Annotated in this window: 13 protein-coding genes; 8 read left to right on the top strand and 5 right to left on the bottom strand. The window is 72.3% G+C overall.

Going from position 1 to position 14,245, the window contains the following annotated elements:
• Nucleotides 1–68 precede the first annotated feature (68 nt).
• The gene (locus ASG74_RS00800; protein WP_056137978.1) at nucleotides 69–371 is read left to right on the top strand and encodes a helix-turn-helix domain-containing protein; all 303 of its coding nucleotides are present in this window, start codon (nucleotides 69–71) and stop codon (nucleotides 369–371) included.
• A 10-nt stretch (nucleotides 372–381) separates the two neighbouring features.
• Nucleotides 382–948, top strand: a complete 567-nt coding sequence (locus tag ASG74_RS00795) for a GrpB family protein (protein WP_235498749.1) — start codon at nucleotides 382–384, stop codon at nucleotides 946–948.
• 108 nt (nucleotides 949–1,056) lie between these two features.
• Here the strand turns inward: ASG74_RS00795 and ASG74_RS00790 are convergent, their stop codons facing one another.
• The 4 genes from ASG74_RS00790 to ASG74_RS00775 are packed head-to-tail and all read right to left on the bottom strand — an operon-like array spanning nucleotide 1,057 to nucleotide 8,573.
• Nucleotides 1,057–1,911, bottom strand: a complete 855-nt coding sequence (locus tag ASG74_RS00790; protein ID WP_056137974.1) for an Fpg/Nei family DNA glycosylase — start codon at nucleotides 1,909–1,911, stop codon at nucleotides 1,057–1,059.
• A 17-nt stretch (nucleotides 1,912–1,928) separates the two neighbouring features.
• On the bottom strand, nucleotides 1,929–6,668 hold the full coding sequence (locus tag ASG74_RS00785; RefSeq protein WP_056137971.1) for an ATP-dependent helicase: 4,740 nt from the start codon (nucleotides 6,666–6,668) through the stop codon (nucleotides 1,929–1,931).
• Nucleotides 6,669–6,723: 55 nt separating this feature from the next.
• Complete coding sequence (locus ASG74_RS00780) at nucleotides 6,724–7,947, bottom strand: MFS transporter (protein ID WP_056137969.1); 1,224 nt, start codon at nucleotides 7,945–7,947, stop codon at nucleotides 6,724–6,726.
• Nucleotides 7,948–7,985: 38 nt separating this feature from the next.
• A complete protein-coding gene (locus ASG74_RS00775; RefSeq protein WP_056137967.1) occupies nucleotides 7,986–8,573 on the bottom strand; it encodes a winged helix-turn-helix domain-containing protein in 588 nt (195 codons plus the stop codon).
• A gap of 97 nt (nucleotides 8,574–8,670) precedes the next feature.
• Between ASG74_RS00775 and ASG74_RS00770 the strand changes: the two genes are divergently transcribed.
• Together ASG74_RS00770 and ASG74_RS00765 are read left to right on the top strand one after the other, a co-directional pair.
• Nucleotides 8,671–8,895, top strand: coding sequence for a DUF3046 domain-containing protein (locus tag ASG74_RS00770; protein WP_056137965.1), 225 nt, complete (start codon nucleotides 8,671–8,673; stop codon nucleotides 8,893–8,895).
• A gap of 2 nt (nucleotides 8,896–8,897) precedes the next feature.
• Complete coding sequence (locus ASG74_RS00765; protein WP_056137962.1) at nucleotides 8,898–9,905, top strand: NAD(P)H-dependent flavin oxidoreductase; 1,008 nt, start codon at nucleotides 8,898–8,900, stop codon at nucleotides 9,903–9,905.
• A 38-nt stretch (nucleotides 9,906–9,943) separates the two neighbouring features.
• On the opposite strand, the gene ASG74_RS00760 is transcribed toward ASG74_RS00765, so the two are convergent.
• On the bottom strand, nucleotides 9,944–10,852 hold the full coding sequence (locus ASG74_RS00760) for a ribonuclease HI family protein (protein WP_056137960.1): 909 nt from the start codon (nucleotides 10,850–10,852) through the stop codon (nucleotides 9,944–9,946).
• Between the two features lie 35 nt (nucleotides 10,853–10,887).
• On the opposite strand from ASG74_RS00760, the gene ASG74_RS00755 reads away from it, so the two are divergent.
• From ASG74_RS00755 to ASG74_RS00740, 4 genes are all read left to right on the top strand, one after another.
• Nucleotides 10,888–11,382: a GNAT family N-acetyltransferase gene (locus tag ASG74_RS00755; protein WP_056137955.1), complete on the top strand. Its 495-nt coding sequence runs from the start codon at nucleotides 10,888–10,890 to the stop codon at nucleotides 11,380–11,382.
• A gap of 227 nt (nucleotides 11,383–11,609) precedes the next feature.
• Nucleotides 11,610–12,671, top strand: a complete 1,062-nt coding sequence (gene recA / locus ASG74_RS00750; protein WP_056137953.1) for a recombinase RecA — start codon at nucleotides 11,610–11,612, stop codon at nucleotides 12,669–12,671.
• 41 nt (nucleotides 12,672–12,712) lie between these two features.
• Entirely contained in the window at nucleotides 12,713–13,468 is a 756-nt protein-coding gene (locus ASG74_RS00745) for a regulatory protein RecX (protein WP_235498748.1), read from the top strand.
• 274 nt (nucleotides 13,469–13,742) lie between these two features.
• Nucleotides 13,743–14,189 carry a YoaK family protein gene (locus tag ASG74_RS00740; RefSeq protein WP_056137951.1) on the top strand — a complete coding sequence of 149 codons (447 nt, stop codon included), beginning with the start codon at nucleotides 13,743–13,745 and terminating at the stop codon, nucleotides 14,187–14,189.
• The last annotated feature ends 56 nt before the right edge of the window (nucleotides 14,190–14,245 follow it).

Below are 14,245 nucleotides of genomic sequence, written 5' to 3'. Positions count from 1 at the left end.
GTGATGTGGGCCGGGCGATGTAGCGTGGTCACCAAGAACGCGGAACCACGCCGAAGGGAGGCCCGATCATGATCCTGCTCCGACACGAGCTCGGTGAGGTGCTGCGAGAGCGCCGCCAGGAGCAGGGCCGCACCCTGCGCGACGTGGCCGGCGCGGGCGCCGTCTCCCTGGGCTACCTCAGCGAGGTCGAGCGCGGCGTCAAGGAGGCCTCCTCCGAGCTCCTCGCCGCCATCTGCGACTCCCTCGACATCCCGATGTCCGTCGTCCTCGACGACGTGAGCCGGCGGGTCGCCCGGGTCGAGTCACTCAGCGCCCCGGTCTCGCTGCCGGTGGCTGACCGCTCCGGCGTGGTCTCCGCCTCCGCGGCCTGACCACCTGCGCGTGACCGACCCCGTCGTCGGAGAACGGCCAGAGCCCTGGTCGGTGCCGGTGGTGCTCCACGACCCGGACCCGGCCTGGGCCGAGCTGTTCGCGGCTGATGCCCTGGCCATCAGGTGGGTGCTGCGCGACAGGGTTCTCGCTGTGGACCACGTCGGTTCCACCTCGGTGCCGGGCCTGCCCGCCAAGCCGATTCTCGACATCCTGCTGCAGGTGGACGACTCCGCCGACGAGGGCGCCTACGTGCCTGCGTTGGAGTCCCTCGGCTACTGGCTGCAGGTTCGCGAGGCCGGGTGGCTCGAGCACCGCGTCCTCTACCAGAGGGTCGAGCGCGGCTGCCCACACGACATCAACCTGCACGTCCTCTCACCCGGGCGCGCAGCCGAGGAGATCGGGCGCATGCTCGGACTGCGGAACTGGCTGCGCTCCCACCCCGTGGACCGCGAGCGCTATGCCGCGGTCAAGCGTGAGCTGGCGCGACGCCGCTGGCGATACGTGCAGGACTATGCAGACGCCAAGACCGAGGTCGTGGAGGAGATCCTCGTCAAGGTCGCTCAGGTGCGCGGCTAGGAGGATTTGTGCGCCGCTGGCGCGACCGGCGCGGAGGCTGACGACCGCTAGTCCCATGCGGACGCCGGTCGTCAGGGTCTGCGCCGGTGGCGCGACCGGCGCAGATCCTCACCGTCTGCGCCGGTCACCCGACGACCCGAGGGGACGTTGCGGGCGCCCGTCGTCGTTCGGGGCCAGCCCGCCCTGGCAGGTCGGGCAATAGAACATCGTGCGTTCGCGTCCCGGCGCCCCGATCATCGCCACCCTCACCGTGTCACCGCACCGACGGCAGGGACGGCCCGAGCGCGCATGGACGAAGAGCTCCTCGCCCCTGCGGCGTGAGCCGGTGCTGGACTGGGTGGCGTGGTGCCGGGCCTGGTCCATGAGGGTGTGGATCCGGGTGATGAGGGCGGCGATTCGCGCGGGGTCGAGCTCGTGCGGCGCTGTCCAGGGACCCAGTCGCTCGAGGAAGAGCGACTCGGCGGCCCACATCGTGCCCACACCCGCCAGCACCCGTTGGTCGAGCAGGGCCTCGCCGATCGGGGTGCGAGAGCTCGCGACCCGCTGGGCCGCCTGCGCGGCGTCCCAGCCGGGACCGAGGACGTCGGGCCCGAGGTGGCCGACCACGTCGTGCTCACGGTCGGTGGCCAGCACCTCGAGCAGGCCGAGCCGCAGTCCGAGCGCCACCCAGGTGTCCGTGCCCAGGGCCGCCCGCAGATCCGCGCGCCTCAGCCACGAGCCGGCGTCGCCAGGACGCTCCAGACGCCACTGCCCCTCCATCTTGAGGTGCGAGTGGATCGTCACGCCGGAGTCGAGCCGGTGCAGCAGGTGCTTGCCGGCGCTGACCACCTCGGTGGTGGTGGCCCCCCGGACGTCGACGGTCGCCACTGAGGGGAAGCGCAGGTCGCACAGGCTGACTGGCTCACCGGCCAGGGCCCGGTGCAGGCGTTGGGCGCTGCGCCAGACGGTGTCACCCTCGGGCACGTCGTCTTCCCACGGTCTCAGCGACGCAGCCGCAGGCCGCGCGGCGTCGCGTGGAAACCCGCCTGGGCCAGTGCATCGACGAGGGGATGGCCCGAGCCCAGGATCGCCCCTCCGTCGGCCTTCTCGACCGTGAGACGACCCAGAGCGCCCTCGCGGACCGCCAGGGCAAGGGCGTCGGCCGAGGCCTGCAGGCGGGTCGGGTCATCGGTCCATGACAGCAGGGTCTTGCCGCCCCGCTCGACATAGAGCACGAGGTCGCCGTCGACCAGGATGACCAGGGCTCCGGCCTTGCGAGCGGGCTGGTGGCCACGGCGCCCGGGCGTGGCCTCCTCCGCCCCCTCCACCACGGGCCGGTCGGGCCACGGCAGGGCGGCGCCGTAGGCGTTGGCCGGGTCGGTGGCTGCAAGCACGAGGGCTCGCTGGGCGGAGGCATCGGGGGAGGCGCCGAGCTGGCGGGCGTGTGCACGGAGCCGGTCGATGGCGCCCGTGGTCGCGAACTGGGCCGCGCCGAGGGACTCGACGAAGTAGCCGCGGCGCACGCGACCGGACTCCTCGGCGGCGGCGAGCACGCGGTAGACGGCGGCAAAACCTCCGGGCACGTCCTCGGCAACGACACTGCCGCGGGTGAGGACGCCATAGCGGTCCTGCAGGATCTCGGCGGTCGCCAGGGTGCGCACGGTCGTGTCGGTCTCGACCTCGGGCAGGAGGGACCAGCGACCCGTCGCGGTCGCCGGTGCCGACCGGGCAGCCGTGAGGGGGCGCGACCCGGCGCGGCGGCCGCCGAGGGCTCCAAGGGAACCGGCGCGGCCGGCATACCGCGAGGTGCGCGGCCCTGCAGCGGATCGCTTGTGGGCGGTGCGCCCACCGGCCAGCAGTGCACGCACCGGCGCGAACGTGTCGCCCGAGACATGACCGGACCAGACCAGTGACCACAGGTCCTCGACCACCTCGAGGTCGTGGGACCCCTCAACCTGGTCGGCGAGGGACCGGAAGAAGTAAGCGCCGCCGCCCGTGAGGACGTCGAGCACGGCCTGCTGCCGGTCACCGACCTCTCCGTCGTCCGGTGGGGCCATCGTCAGGTGGGCCGTCTCGGCGAGGTGGAGCGAGACCCAGCCGTCGTCTCCGGGAAGTGAGCCGTGACCGCGCCACACCACCTCGCCGACGCTCGTCAGCTCGTCGAGCAGGGCCGGGGAGTAGCCGACGACGCGGGCGGGCAGGACCAGCGACTCCAGCGCGCTGGCGGGAAGGACCGCACCGGCGAGCTGCTCGATGGCCCGGATGAGACCCTCGCGACCTCGCAGGCCTCCGCCCACCGACTGCCACTGCGGCAGGAACCGGGCGAGCTCGACCGCTGCGACCGGCTCGACCTCGGCGCGCAGGGCCGCGAGCGAGCGACGGCGCAGCGTCCGCAGGACCTCGGCGTCGCAGTGGTCGAGGCCGTGCTGGCCGCCGCCGCTCTCGGTGGGCAGCAGCTCGCCCTCGACGACCCTCCCGGCAGCGACGAGACGGCGCAGTGCGTCGAGGGCGACGGCCGGTCCGACCCCCCACCACTGCGCCAGCGAGTGGACCTGGAACGGTCCGTGCGTGCGGGCGTAGCGCGCCACCAGGTCACCGAGCGGGTCGGGGACCGGCTCGAGGAACGTCTGGGCGACCCCGACCGGCAGGGAGGCGCCGAGGGCGTCGCGCAGGCGAGAGGCGTCCTCGATCGCCGCCCACCGCTCCTCGCCGGCGACCCGGACGCGGATGACGCGGCGCGCGCCCTCGAGGTCGACGAGCCACGAGCCGATGTCACGCTCCGCCACCTCGTCACGGGTCCGGCGCCCGATCTCGTGCAGGGACAGGGGGCCGAGGGTCCGCAGGAGGTCGGCCACGTCCTCGGCGTCGCGGCAGCGTCGGTCGGGAGCAAGGCGCTGCAGCTCGGACTCGGTCCGGGCGATCGCCTCGGGGTCGAGCAGGTCCCGCAGCGAGAGCCCCTCGCCACGACCGAGCAGCTCGGCGAGCAGAGTGGGATCGAGCGACAGGGCTGCTGCACGCCTCTCGGCCAGAGGTGAGTCGCCCTCATAGAGGAACTGCGCGACATAGCCGAACATCAGCGACCGTGCGAACGGCGAGGGTTGTGCCGACTCGACGTCGACGAGGGTGACCTCACGGGAGGCGATGGACGACATCAGCGTCGTGAGCCCCGGCACGTCGAAGACGTCCTGGACGCACTCGCGCACCGTCTCGAGGACGATGGGGAAGGAGGCGTACTGGCTGGCGACCTCGAGGAGCTGCGCCGCCCGCTGCCGTTGCTGCCACAGGGGTTGGCGCTGGTCCGGTCGGCGGCGGGGGAGCAGCAGGGCCCGCGACGCGCACTCGCGAAACCGTGCGGCAAAGAGGGCGGACCCACCGATCTCGCCCGTGACGAGGTCGTGGACGTCGTCGGGGTCCAGCCGCACGAGGTCGAGCAGCTCGGCTGCGGCCCCGCGCCCCGAGGAGCCCTCACCCTCGAACTCGAGGTCGGGCAGGCGGAAGACGATGCCGTCGTCACCGTGCATGGCCTGGACGTCGACGCCGAAGCGCTCGCGCATCCTCGCCGAGACGCACAAGGCCCACGGGGCGTGGACCTGCCCCCCGAAGGGGCTGTGCACGGCCACGCGCCAGTCGCCGATCTCGTCGCGGAACCGCTCGACGACGATGGTCCGGTCGTCCGGGACGTGCCCGGTGGCCGCGCGCTGCTCGTCGAGGTAGGCGACGAGGTTGTCGGTGGCCCACGAGTCGAGGCCGGCCGCGGAGACCCGCGACCGGGCCTGCTCCGGGGTGGAGCCGGCGACCTCGCGCACGAAGGCCCCCACGGCCCTGCCGAGCTCGGCGGGCCGCCCCAGCTGGTCGCCCTTCCAGAACGGCAGGCGCCCGGGCTGGCCCGGCGCGGGCGTCACGAGCACCCGGTCGTGGGTGATGTCCTCGATCCGCCACGTGGACGTGCCGAGGGTGAAGATGTCGCCCACGCGCGACTCGTAGACCATCTCCTCGTCGAGCTCACCGACGCGACGTCCGGTGCCCTCGCCCGTGGCGAGGAACACGGCGTAGAGCCCCCGGTCGGGGATCGTGCCACCGGAGGTGACGGCGAGGCGCTGCGCACCGGGGCGCCCCGTGAGCACTCCGGTCACGCGGTCCCACACGATGCGCGGACGCAGCTCGGCGAACTCGTCGCTGGGGTAGCGCCCGGACAGCATGTCGAGGACGGACTCGAGGATCGAGCGTGGCAAGGAGGCAAAGGGAGCCGCTCGGCGCACGACCTGCTCGAGGTCCTCGACGGCCCACTCGTCGAGCGCGGTCATGGCCACGATCTGCTGGGCGAGGACGTCGACCGGGTTGGCGGGGACGCGCAGGGACTCGATGGCGCCCGCCCGCATGCGCTCGACCACGACGGCCGTCTGCACGAGGTCGCCGCGGAACTTGGGGAACAGCACGCCCCGCGACACCGCTCCCACCTGGTGGCCGGCCCGCCCCACCCGCTGCAAGCCGCTCGCGACCGACGGTGGCGACTCGACCTGGATGACGAGGTCGATGGCACCCATGTCGATGCCCAGCTCGAGGCTCGACGTCGCGACGACGGCGGGCAGGCGCCCCGCCTTGAGGTCCTCCTCGATGAGCTGGCGGTGCTCCTTGCTCACCGACCCGTGGTGGGCCCGGGCGAGGACGGGGGCGGCGCCACCGGAGGTGCCCGACTGCGCCATCACCTGAGCGGGCGTGCGGAGCGCTGCCGTATGCCGGCCCACGCTGAGCGTGGGACCCGCGCCCACAGGGGTGGGCTCCTCACCCTCCGAGGCGGCTGCCTCGAGCCGCTCCTCCCAGATCTCGTTGAGGCGAGCGGTGAGCCGCTCGGCGAGGCGTCTGGAGTTGGCGAAGACGAGGGTGGACCGGTGGGCCGCCACGAGGTCGACGATGCGCTCCTCGACGTGCGGCCAGATCGAGGCCCGGCGCTCGGCCCCCGATGCGGGTCCGCTGAGGTCGTCCTCGACGACCTCGCCGAGGGCGGACATGTCGGCGATGGGGACGACGACGTCGAGGTCCCACTCCTTGGTCGACGGCGGACGCACCACGTCCACGGGACGGCCACCGGCCAGGTAGCGGGAGACCTCCTCGACCGGCTCGACCGTCGCCGACAGGCCGATGCGCTGGGCGGGGGTGTCGAGCAGGGCGTCGAGCCGCTCGAGGGAGAGGGCGAGGTGCGCACCGCGCTTGGTCCCGGCCACGGCGTGCACCTCGTCGAGGATCACGGTCTCGACGCCGCGCAGGGCCTCACGGGCCTGCGAGGTGAGCAGGAGGAAGAGGGACTCCGGGGTGGTGATGAGGATGTCGCTCGGAGCCCGCGCGAAGGTGCGCCGCTCGCTCGCCGGGGTGTCGCCACTGCGCACGGACACGGTGATGTCCGGCTGGGGAACACCGAGGCGGGTGGCGGCGTGACCGATGCCGACGAGGGGGCTGCGCAGGTTGCGCTCGACGTCGACGGCCAGGGCCTTCATCGGGGAGATGTAGAGGACCCGACAGCGCCGGAGCTTCTCCTCGGGCACCGGCTCGGTGCCGAGGCGGTCGAGCGCCCAGAGGAAGGCCGACAGCGTCTTGCCCGAACCGGTGGGCGCGACGACGAGTGCGTGGTGGCCCGAGCTGATCGCCTCCCAGGCGCCGGCCTGGGCCGCCGTGGGCGCGCTGAAGGAGTCCCGGAACCACGTGGCCGTGGCCGGGGAGAACCGCTCGAGAACGTCAGCCGTCATGAGGGGACCAGCCTCTCACCCGCCACCGACATCGTCGCCGCTGCGCGTGGCTTGCTCAGGCCTCGTCAGGGGTGGCGCCGTTCGCCGCACGCTCCCGGTCCATCTGGCGCCACTCGGGCCGCACTCCCGGCACGGTCGTCGACACGAGGTAGGCGGTGCCCGCCAGCGCCAGGGCCGGTGAGATGCCCAGGACCGTGATGGCCAGGCCGCCGACGACACCGCCGACGGGGAGCCCGGCCCAGGCGAGGGCATCGGCCAGGGAGCCGACCCGGCCGATGATGCGGCGCGGCACGCGCTCGAAGAAGATGGCACCGATCGTCGGGTTGATGAAGCCCGCTCCGAGGCCGGCCACCACGTTGGTGGCGAGGATGACCCAGAGAGGGGCCCCCAGGGCCAGCGCGAGGTATCGGGGTGCCCCACACAGAGTGAAGCCCACGAGGTAGGCGGTGCGCCGGCTGAAGCGGCCGGCCAGCGTGGTCGCGGCCAGGCTCGACGCCACGGCCGCTCCGCCGAAGAGCATCCCCAGCAGGCCGATGAGCGCAGGACCGTGCCCGTTGCTGTGGACCCACACGGGCAGCATCACGGAGATGTAGGCCGCCTCCAGGAGGTTGGTCACGGCGATCATCCCCAGGATGGCCCGGAGCAGGCGGTCCTTGCGCAGGAACGCGCCACCCGCACGCAAGCGGGCGAGATAGCTCCCCGGCTCCTCGGCGTCGATGGGGGAGATCCGGGGGATGAGCACGGTGACCACGAACGCGCTGACGAAGGCCGTCCCGGCGGTGAAGGCCACCGTCTGGGCCGCGCCGAGCACGGCGACGAGCAGACCGCCGATGCCGGCCCCCAGCAGAGCGCTCGCCCGGTCCAGGGTGCTGTCCAGGCCGGTGATCCGCTCGATGGGCACCCCCGTCGCGTCGGAGACGGCGGGGATCATGGCGTTGCGCGCTCCGTCGCCGGGTCCGCGGAAGGCTCCGGCCAGCGCGACCAGCGCCAGCAGCACGGGGATCCGGTCCGGCAGCGAGAGCTGCCCCACGGCATACAGGATCGGGATGAGCACGAGGAAGGCGCCGCTCAGGAGGTCACCGAAGACGCTGATGGCGCGCGGGCCACGACGGTCGACGAGCGGGCCACCCAGCGCCTTGGAGAGGACGTAGGGGGCCATCTCGGCCGTGAGGACGAGACCGGTCAGACCCGCCGAGCCGGTCTCGGTGTAGACCAGCCAGGGCAGGGCGATGGTCGAGATGCGGGTGCCCACGATCGACACGCTCGACGCCACGAGCATGCCGACGAGGCTGCGCCGACTCGGGCGTGCTCCTGGGTTCACTCCGAGGTCATCCCGGGGGCACGGAAGACTTCCAGGTTCACCGACACCGCGCGCGCCTGCGCGGGGGCGTCCGTGGTCCCCTGGTGCGGCCGGTAGCTGCGGATCACCGCGACGAGGTCATTCATGAGTGAGGCCGTCTCGTCGGGAGTCAGGCGCAGGGTGTAGTTGCTGAACATCCCGGCGTCCTCCCACTCCGGCGGGAGGGTCGCGATCTCGGCGATGGCCCGTTGGGCATTCTCGGCATAGCCGGCGGCGACGGCCGAGAGGTAGGCCGCGGCGGTCTCCTGGTCGGCGTCGTGCGTGTCGAAGGAGGTGCGCGCGTGGGCGGCGCGCCACCAGCGGTCGCGGGCGTTGCCCAGCTCGACCGCCTCGACGACGAAACCGGCCTCGGCGAGCTGGCGGACGTGATAGCTCGTCGCACCGGTGTTGACGCCCAGGTGAGCGGCCAGGCGAGAGGCCGTGGCCGGCCCGTGGAGACGCAGCGCGCTGAGGATGCGGGGGCGCAGCGGGTGGGTCAGCGCCTTGAGGGTCGTCGCGTCGAGGACGACTTCCCGACGGGGGTCGGGTTCGGGAGGCACTGACATGTCGTTGACCCTACAAAGGAATCTCTGCAGTCGCAGCACGTGGCGCCGGGCGGTCGATCGGAGAGGCGAGCGGCGGCGGTGTGACAGACTCGAGCGCATGCGGATCAGCCACTTCTGGACGCTGATGAACGACGAGTTCGGCGAGAACTACGCACCCACCCTGGCGCGCGACCACGTCCTCGGAGTCCTCGGCGGGCGCAGTGTCAGCCAGGCCCTCGAGGAGGGCATGCACCCACGGCTCGTCTGGCTCGCGCTCTGTGACGACATGGACGTCCCCCCGGAGCGTCGACTGGGCCGCGTCGAGCCTCCCAGGCGCGGCTGAGCGTGACGCTGCTCGATCGACGACTCGTCCTCGCGCCGATGGCGGGGGGGCCGAGCACGGTGGAGCTGGCCGCTGGGGTCATGCAGGCCGGAGGCTTCGCCTTCCTCGCCGGGGCCTACCTGTCGCCCGACCGGCTGCGTGACGACATCGTGCGGCTTCGCTCGCTCGCCGGGGGTGAGGCGTTCGGGGTCAACCTCTTCGCGCCCAATGCCTACGAGCCCGGGAGCGCAGCCCGCGTGCTCGAGTACGCCACCCGCCTCCAGCCGCTCGCGGACAAGGCCGGGATCGCGCTGGGTGACCCCGTCCACGACGACGACTCCTTCGACGCCAAGGTCGAGGTCGTGCTGGCCGAGCGCCCAGCCCTCGTCTCGTTCTCGTTCGCGTGGCCGCCGGCGGATGTCGTCGACCGCCTGCGTGCAGCCGGGATCGAGGTGTGGGTCACGCTCAACGACGCCAGCGAGACCGCGTGGGCCGACGAGCTCGGCGTCGACGGCATCGTGGCCCAGGGCTGGGAGGCCGGTGGGCACCGCGGGGGGCCGGTCGACTCGGGGCACCCCCAGCTCCCCACGCGCACCCTGCTCCAGAGCATCAGGGCCCTCACGTCCCTGCCCGTCGTCGCCGCCGGGGGAGTGGCGGACCCGGTGGACGTGGCCGGCTTGCTCGCGGACGGTGCCCATGCCGTGGCGTGCGGCACGGCCTTCCTGCGCGCCGAGGAGTCAGGGACCGCGGAGGTGCACCGTCACGAGCTGACCCGCCGCACCGACACCGTCGTGACCCGGGCCTTCTCCGGGCGTAGCGCCCGCGCCCTCGTCACCTCGTGGACCGAGCTGTTCACGGACGTGGCACCGGCCGGCTATCCCCAGGTGCACCACCTCACGGCACCGCTGCGTTCCCACGGCAAGGCGACCGGGCAGCCCGACCTCGTCCACCTCTGGGCCGGCACCGGGCACGCGAGCGCCCGCTCGGCGCCGGCGAGCCGGATCGTCGAGCTGCTCCAGTCCCGCCTCTGACCGCCTGTCCCCGGGCCCAGATGCGGCGGCGTCTCGGCTCAGGCCTCGGGGGTGCCCTGGTGGAACAGCTGCTGCCAGTGCCCGGCCCGGCGGACCCACAGCGACGACCGCAGGGTCGACTCCGTGTCGCGCACCGCGCGCCAGGTGAGGAGCATGGTGTCGGGACCGGCCGGCATACAGGTGATGACGTCGAGACCCACCTCCTCACCGAGCGGGCCGATCTCGTCGAGGATCTCCTCGCGCGTCCACAGGCGGCCCGAGCGACCGATCTCGGACCACTGGGGATGCAGGAGCGCGGCGACGGCGGCCGGGTCCGAGCGGGTCTCGTCCTCCAGGAGCGCGCGCTCGAGGGCGATGACCTGCTCCTCGTCGGTGAGGACGGGGGCGCCGTCGACCTCTGTGGCCAGCTCCGAGAAGAGGTCGGGCGCGGGTGGGTTCGGCGTCGTGACGGTGGGCGCGACGCGCGCCGGTGGGGTCGTCTCGCGTCCGGCCCACCCGGGACCGGGGTCGGGGGCAGAGCCCTTCTGGTATGCCGTCGCGGCACCGTTGGCGAGCCGGTCCGCCGCCTCGTTGAGCTCGTGCCCGGAGTGCCCCTTGACCCATTCGAAGCGAACCCGTCGCCCCGCCATGGCGCGATCGAGCGCCTTCATGATCTCGACGTTCATGACGGGCTTGCCGTCACCCTTCTTCCACCCCTTGCGCTTCCAGCCGGGCATCCACTGGGTGACCGACTTGATGACATAGGTGCTGTCGCAGTAGATGACGACGTCGTCGTCGACGTCGGCGGTCTGCTCGAGCAGGTCGAGGACTGCGGTGAGCTCACCCTGGTTGTTGGTGCCGTGCGGCCAGCCGCCTGCAGCCCAGTGCTCGTCGTCGGCATACCACGCCCATCCCGCCGGTCCGGGGTTGCCGAGGGCCGAGCCGTCCGCTGCCGCAAGAATCGTCACGGCGCAGGAGTCTGCCAGTTGCCTACGCTGGTGGCGTGGACCCGTCGCCCCTGGTCATCCGTCGCCAGTCCTTCGCCGAGCTCGACCCCGTGGTGGCCTACCGCATCTGGGCGCTGCGCTCGGAGGTGTTCGTCGTCGAGCAGAAGGCGGCCTACCTCGACCTCGACGGCCGCGACCTCGAGCCCGGGACGGTGCACGTCTGGTGCGCCGAGAAGGCCACCGACCCGGGCGCCGTGGGTTCCGGGGAGGACCCCGGTGTGCCGGTGGGCACCCTGCGTGTCCTCGACGACGAGGACGTGTGGCGGGTGGGCCGGGTGGTCACCGCAGCGCCGCACCGGGGCCGTGGTGTGGCCGCCGCGATGGTGCGCGAGGTGCTGGCGCTGTGCTCCGACCGGCCGGTCGTCCTCGACGCGCAGTCCCACCTCAAGGACTGGTATGCCGGCTTCGGCTTCGTGGGGACCGGTGCCGAGTACGCCGACGAGGACGGGATTCCTCACGTCCCCATGAGGCGAGAGGCGGGACCTGCCTAAAAGGTGCGGCGTGTCGCAGCGCCACGCGCCACCGTCGAACACCTGTTCGTCTACTGTTGTCCACAGGTCGCCGAACCCGTAGCACTTGTCCACAGCTCCACGGCAGCAGCGGACGGCTGTCGGTGCGACGGCCTAGCGTCTGACCCGAGATCGCCACGAGACCGACCGCGAGCATGGGTCGCCGGCGGACGCGCACATCGAACGACACAGGAAGAGCAGGTGCGGACATGGCTGCAACAGCCGTCAGGAACGGGAACGACCGCGACAAGTCGCTGGGCATGGTCCTCGGACAGATCGAGAAGCAGCACGGCAAGGGCGCGATCATGCGCCTCGGCGACGACGTTCGCGCCCCGATCGAGGTCATCCCAACCGGGTCGATCGCCCTGGACGTCGCGCTCGGCATCGGCGGGCTGCCCCGCGGTCGGGTCGTCGAGATCTACGGTCCCGAGAGCTCGGGCAAGACCACGGTCGCCCTGCACGCGGTGGCCAGCGCGCAGCGCGCCGGCGGCATCGCGGCGTTCATCGACGCCGAGCACGCCCTCGACCCCGAGTACGCCGCGAAGCTCGGCGTCGACACCGACAACCTGCTCGTGTCCCAGCCCGACACCGGGGAGCAGGCGCTCGAGATCGCCGACATGCTCATCCGCTCCGGTGCCCTCGACATCATCGTCATCGACTCCGTGGCCGCCCTCGTGCCGCGCGCCGAGATCGAGGGCGAGATGGGTGACAGCCACGTCGGTCTCCAGGCCCGGCTCATGAGCCAGGCGCTGCGCAAGATCACCGGTGCCCTGAGCAACACGGGCACGACGGCGATCTTCATCAACCAGCTCCGCGAGAAGATCGGCGTCATGTTCGGCTCGCCCGAGACGACGACCGGTGGCAAGGCGCTCAAGTTCTACGCCTCGGTCCGTCTCGACGTGCGTCGCATCGAGACCCTCAAGGACGGCACCGAGCCGGTCGGCAACCGCACCCGCATCAAGGTCGTCAAGAACAAGGTGGCCCCGCCGTTCAAGCAGGCGGAGTTCGACATCCTCTACGGGCAGGGCATCTCGCGCGAGGGCGGCCTCATCGACATGGGCGTGGAGCACGGCTTCGTCCGCAAGGCCGGCGCCTGGTACACCTACGAGGGTGACCAGCTCGGTCAGGGCAAGGAGAACGCGCGCGGCTTCCTCAAGGACAACCCTGACCTCTCCGACGAGCTCGAGAAGAAGATCAAGAGCAAGCTGGGCATCGGTCCACAGGCCGACACCCCTCTCGAGGTGGTCCCCGAGGTCCCGGTCGACTTCTGAGTCGACCGCGCACCTGAGCACCCCAGATCGGTTCTGCCACAGTGGGATTCGCTGACCCGGACGCACCTCCACCCTCGTGGGCGCAGGTGCGTCCGGCCACGTCCGGGTCCGGTGACCCTGCAGAGCTCCTCGCCGCGGCCGAGCGCCTGGCCGCGGCGACGGGGGTCGGTGCGTCGGAGCGCCGCTCCGAGCGCTCCGAGCGGTCAGGACGCTCCGGGCGTTCCGGGCGTTCCGGGCGCGCAGGGCGTTCGGGACGTTCCGCTCGCGGCGGGTCGACGCCGCCGCCACCGGACACCGCCGTCGAGGGCGTTGAGCCGGACGCTCACGACGTCGCCCGCCAGATCGTGCTGCGACAGCTCACCAACGCGCCGAAGTCTCGCGCCCAGCTCGCACAGGCGCTGGCCAAGCGTGACTGCGACCCCGTGGTGGCCGCGGCGGTGCTCGACCGGATGGAGCAGGTCGGCCTCGTCGACGACGAGGCCTATGCGGGGATGTTCGTCCGCTCGCAGCAGGCCGGCCGCGGCCTGGCCCGCCGGGCCCTGGCGCAGCAGCTGCGTCAGAAGGGCATCGACGACGAGACGGCCGAGGCAGTGCTCGACGGGGTCGATCCGGCGGGGGAGGAGGAGCGAGCGCGCGAGCTCGTCGAGAAGCGGCTGCGGCGGCTCCATGGTCTCGAGCCCCTCGTCCAGACCCGTCGCCTCGCCGGGATGCTCGCCCGCAAGGGCTACCCCTCCGACGTGTCCATGCGCGTGATCCGGGAGGCTCTCGCCGCGGCCGACGAGCACCAGCGTGACTGACGACGCGGCCGGAACTCCGGCGAAGGGGGCGGCACTCGGCGGATCGAGTGTCCGTTGGGTCTCTGCGTCCAGCCGGTGCTCGTGCCCGTCGGACGCCGCGTAGCGTCCTCCTCGTGACGTCCGCGAGCCCCCTGCGCCGAGAGGGGCGGATGAGCGTCGGCGCGGCGCGGAATCGGTGTCGAGGCGCTCGCCTCGTTTCTCGCCGGAGCCTTGACGTGTGCCGTGGTCTTTACCTGGGGGTCGGCGCCGCGGTCTGCGCAGCAGGTTCGCCAACGTGCTGCTGCTCGAAGCCATTCTCGTCCTGGCCTGCGGGGGGGGCTGGCCGACCAGCCCACCTGGGCACATCGCGAACACGTTCGTCGTGGTCCTCTGCTTCACGATGGGCCTGCAGAACGCGACGATCACCAAGGTCTCTGGCGCCCAGATCCGCACCACCCACGTGACCGGCATGGTGATGGACATCGGCATCGAGCTGGGCACGCTCACCTATCGCAGCCGCCTGCCGGGTGTGCCGCCTGTGCGTCCGGGCATGGGCAAGCTCGGGATGCTTGCGGGGCTGGTGGCCCTGTTCTTCATCGGGGGAGTGCTGGGTGCTTTCGGCTACCGGACGGCGGGATTCCACGTCCTCGTCCTCGCCGCTGTGGCGCTGTTCGCCGTGGCGCTCCCACCGGTGCTCGGTGACCTTCGGTCGGGCACCCAAGGCGTGTCGCACGGGTACTGAGCCACTGAGCTCCTCCGGCCGTCACGACGTCATGCCCCGACGGGAGAGGGCGAGGA

The sequence above is a fragment of the Knoellia sp. Soil729 genome, from assembly GCF_001427985.1.
Classification (GTDB): Bacteria; Actinomycetota; Actinomycetes; order Actinomycetales; family Dermatophilaceae; genus Knoellia.
Note: the sequence above shows the minus strand (reverse complement) of the source record. Positions and strands in the feature narration are given on the sequence as shown.

Bases quoted from the DNA above. Each gene is read 5' to 3' on its own strand.
- ASG74_RS00785 (WP_056137971.1), bottom strand. From the start codon at position 6,668: ATGACGGCTGACGTTCTCGAGCGGTTCTCCCCGGCCACGGCCACGTGG.
- ASG74_RS00780 (WP_056137969.1), bottom strand. From the start codon at position 7,947: ATGCTCGTGGCGTCGAGCGTGTCGATCGTGGGCACCCGCATCTCGACC.
- ASG74_RS00770 (WP_056137965.1), top strand. From the start codon at position 8,671: ATGCGGATCAGCCACTTCTGGACGCTGATGAACGACGAGTTCGGCGAG.
- ASG74_RS00800 (WP_056137978.1), top strand. From the start codon at position 69: ATGATCCTGCTCCGACACGAGCTCGGTGAGGTGCTGCGAGAGCGCCGC.
- recA (WP_056137953.1), top strand. From the start codon at position 11,610: ATGGCTGCAACAGCCGTCAGGAACGGGAACGACCGCGACAAGTCGCTG.
- ASG74_RS00775 (WP_056137967.1), bottom strand. From the start codon at position 8,573: ATGTCAGTGCCTCCCGAACCCGACCCCCGTCGGGAAGTCGTCCTCGAC.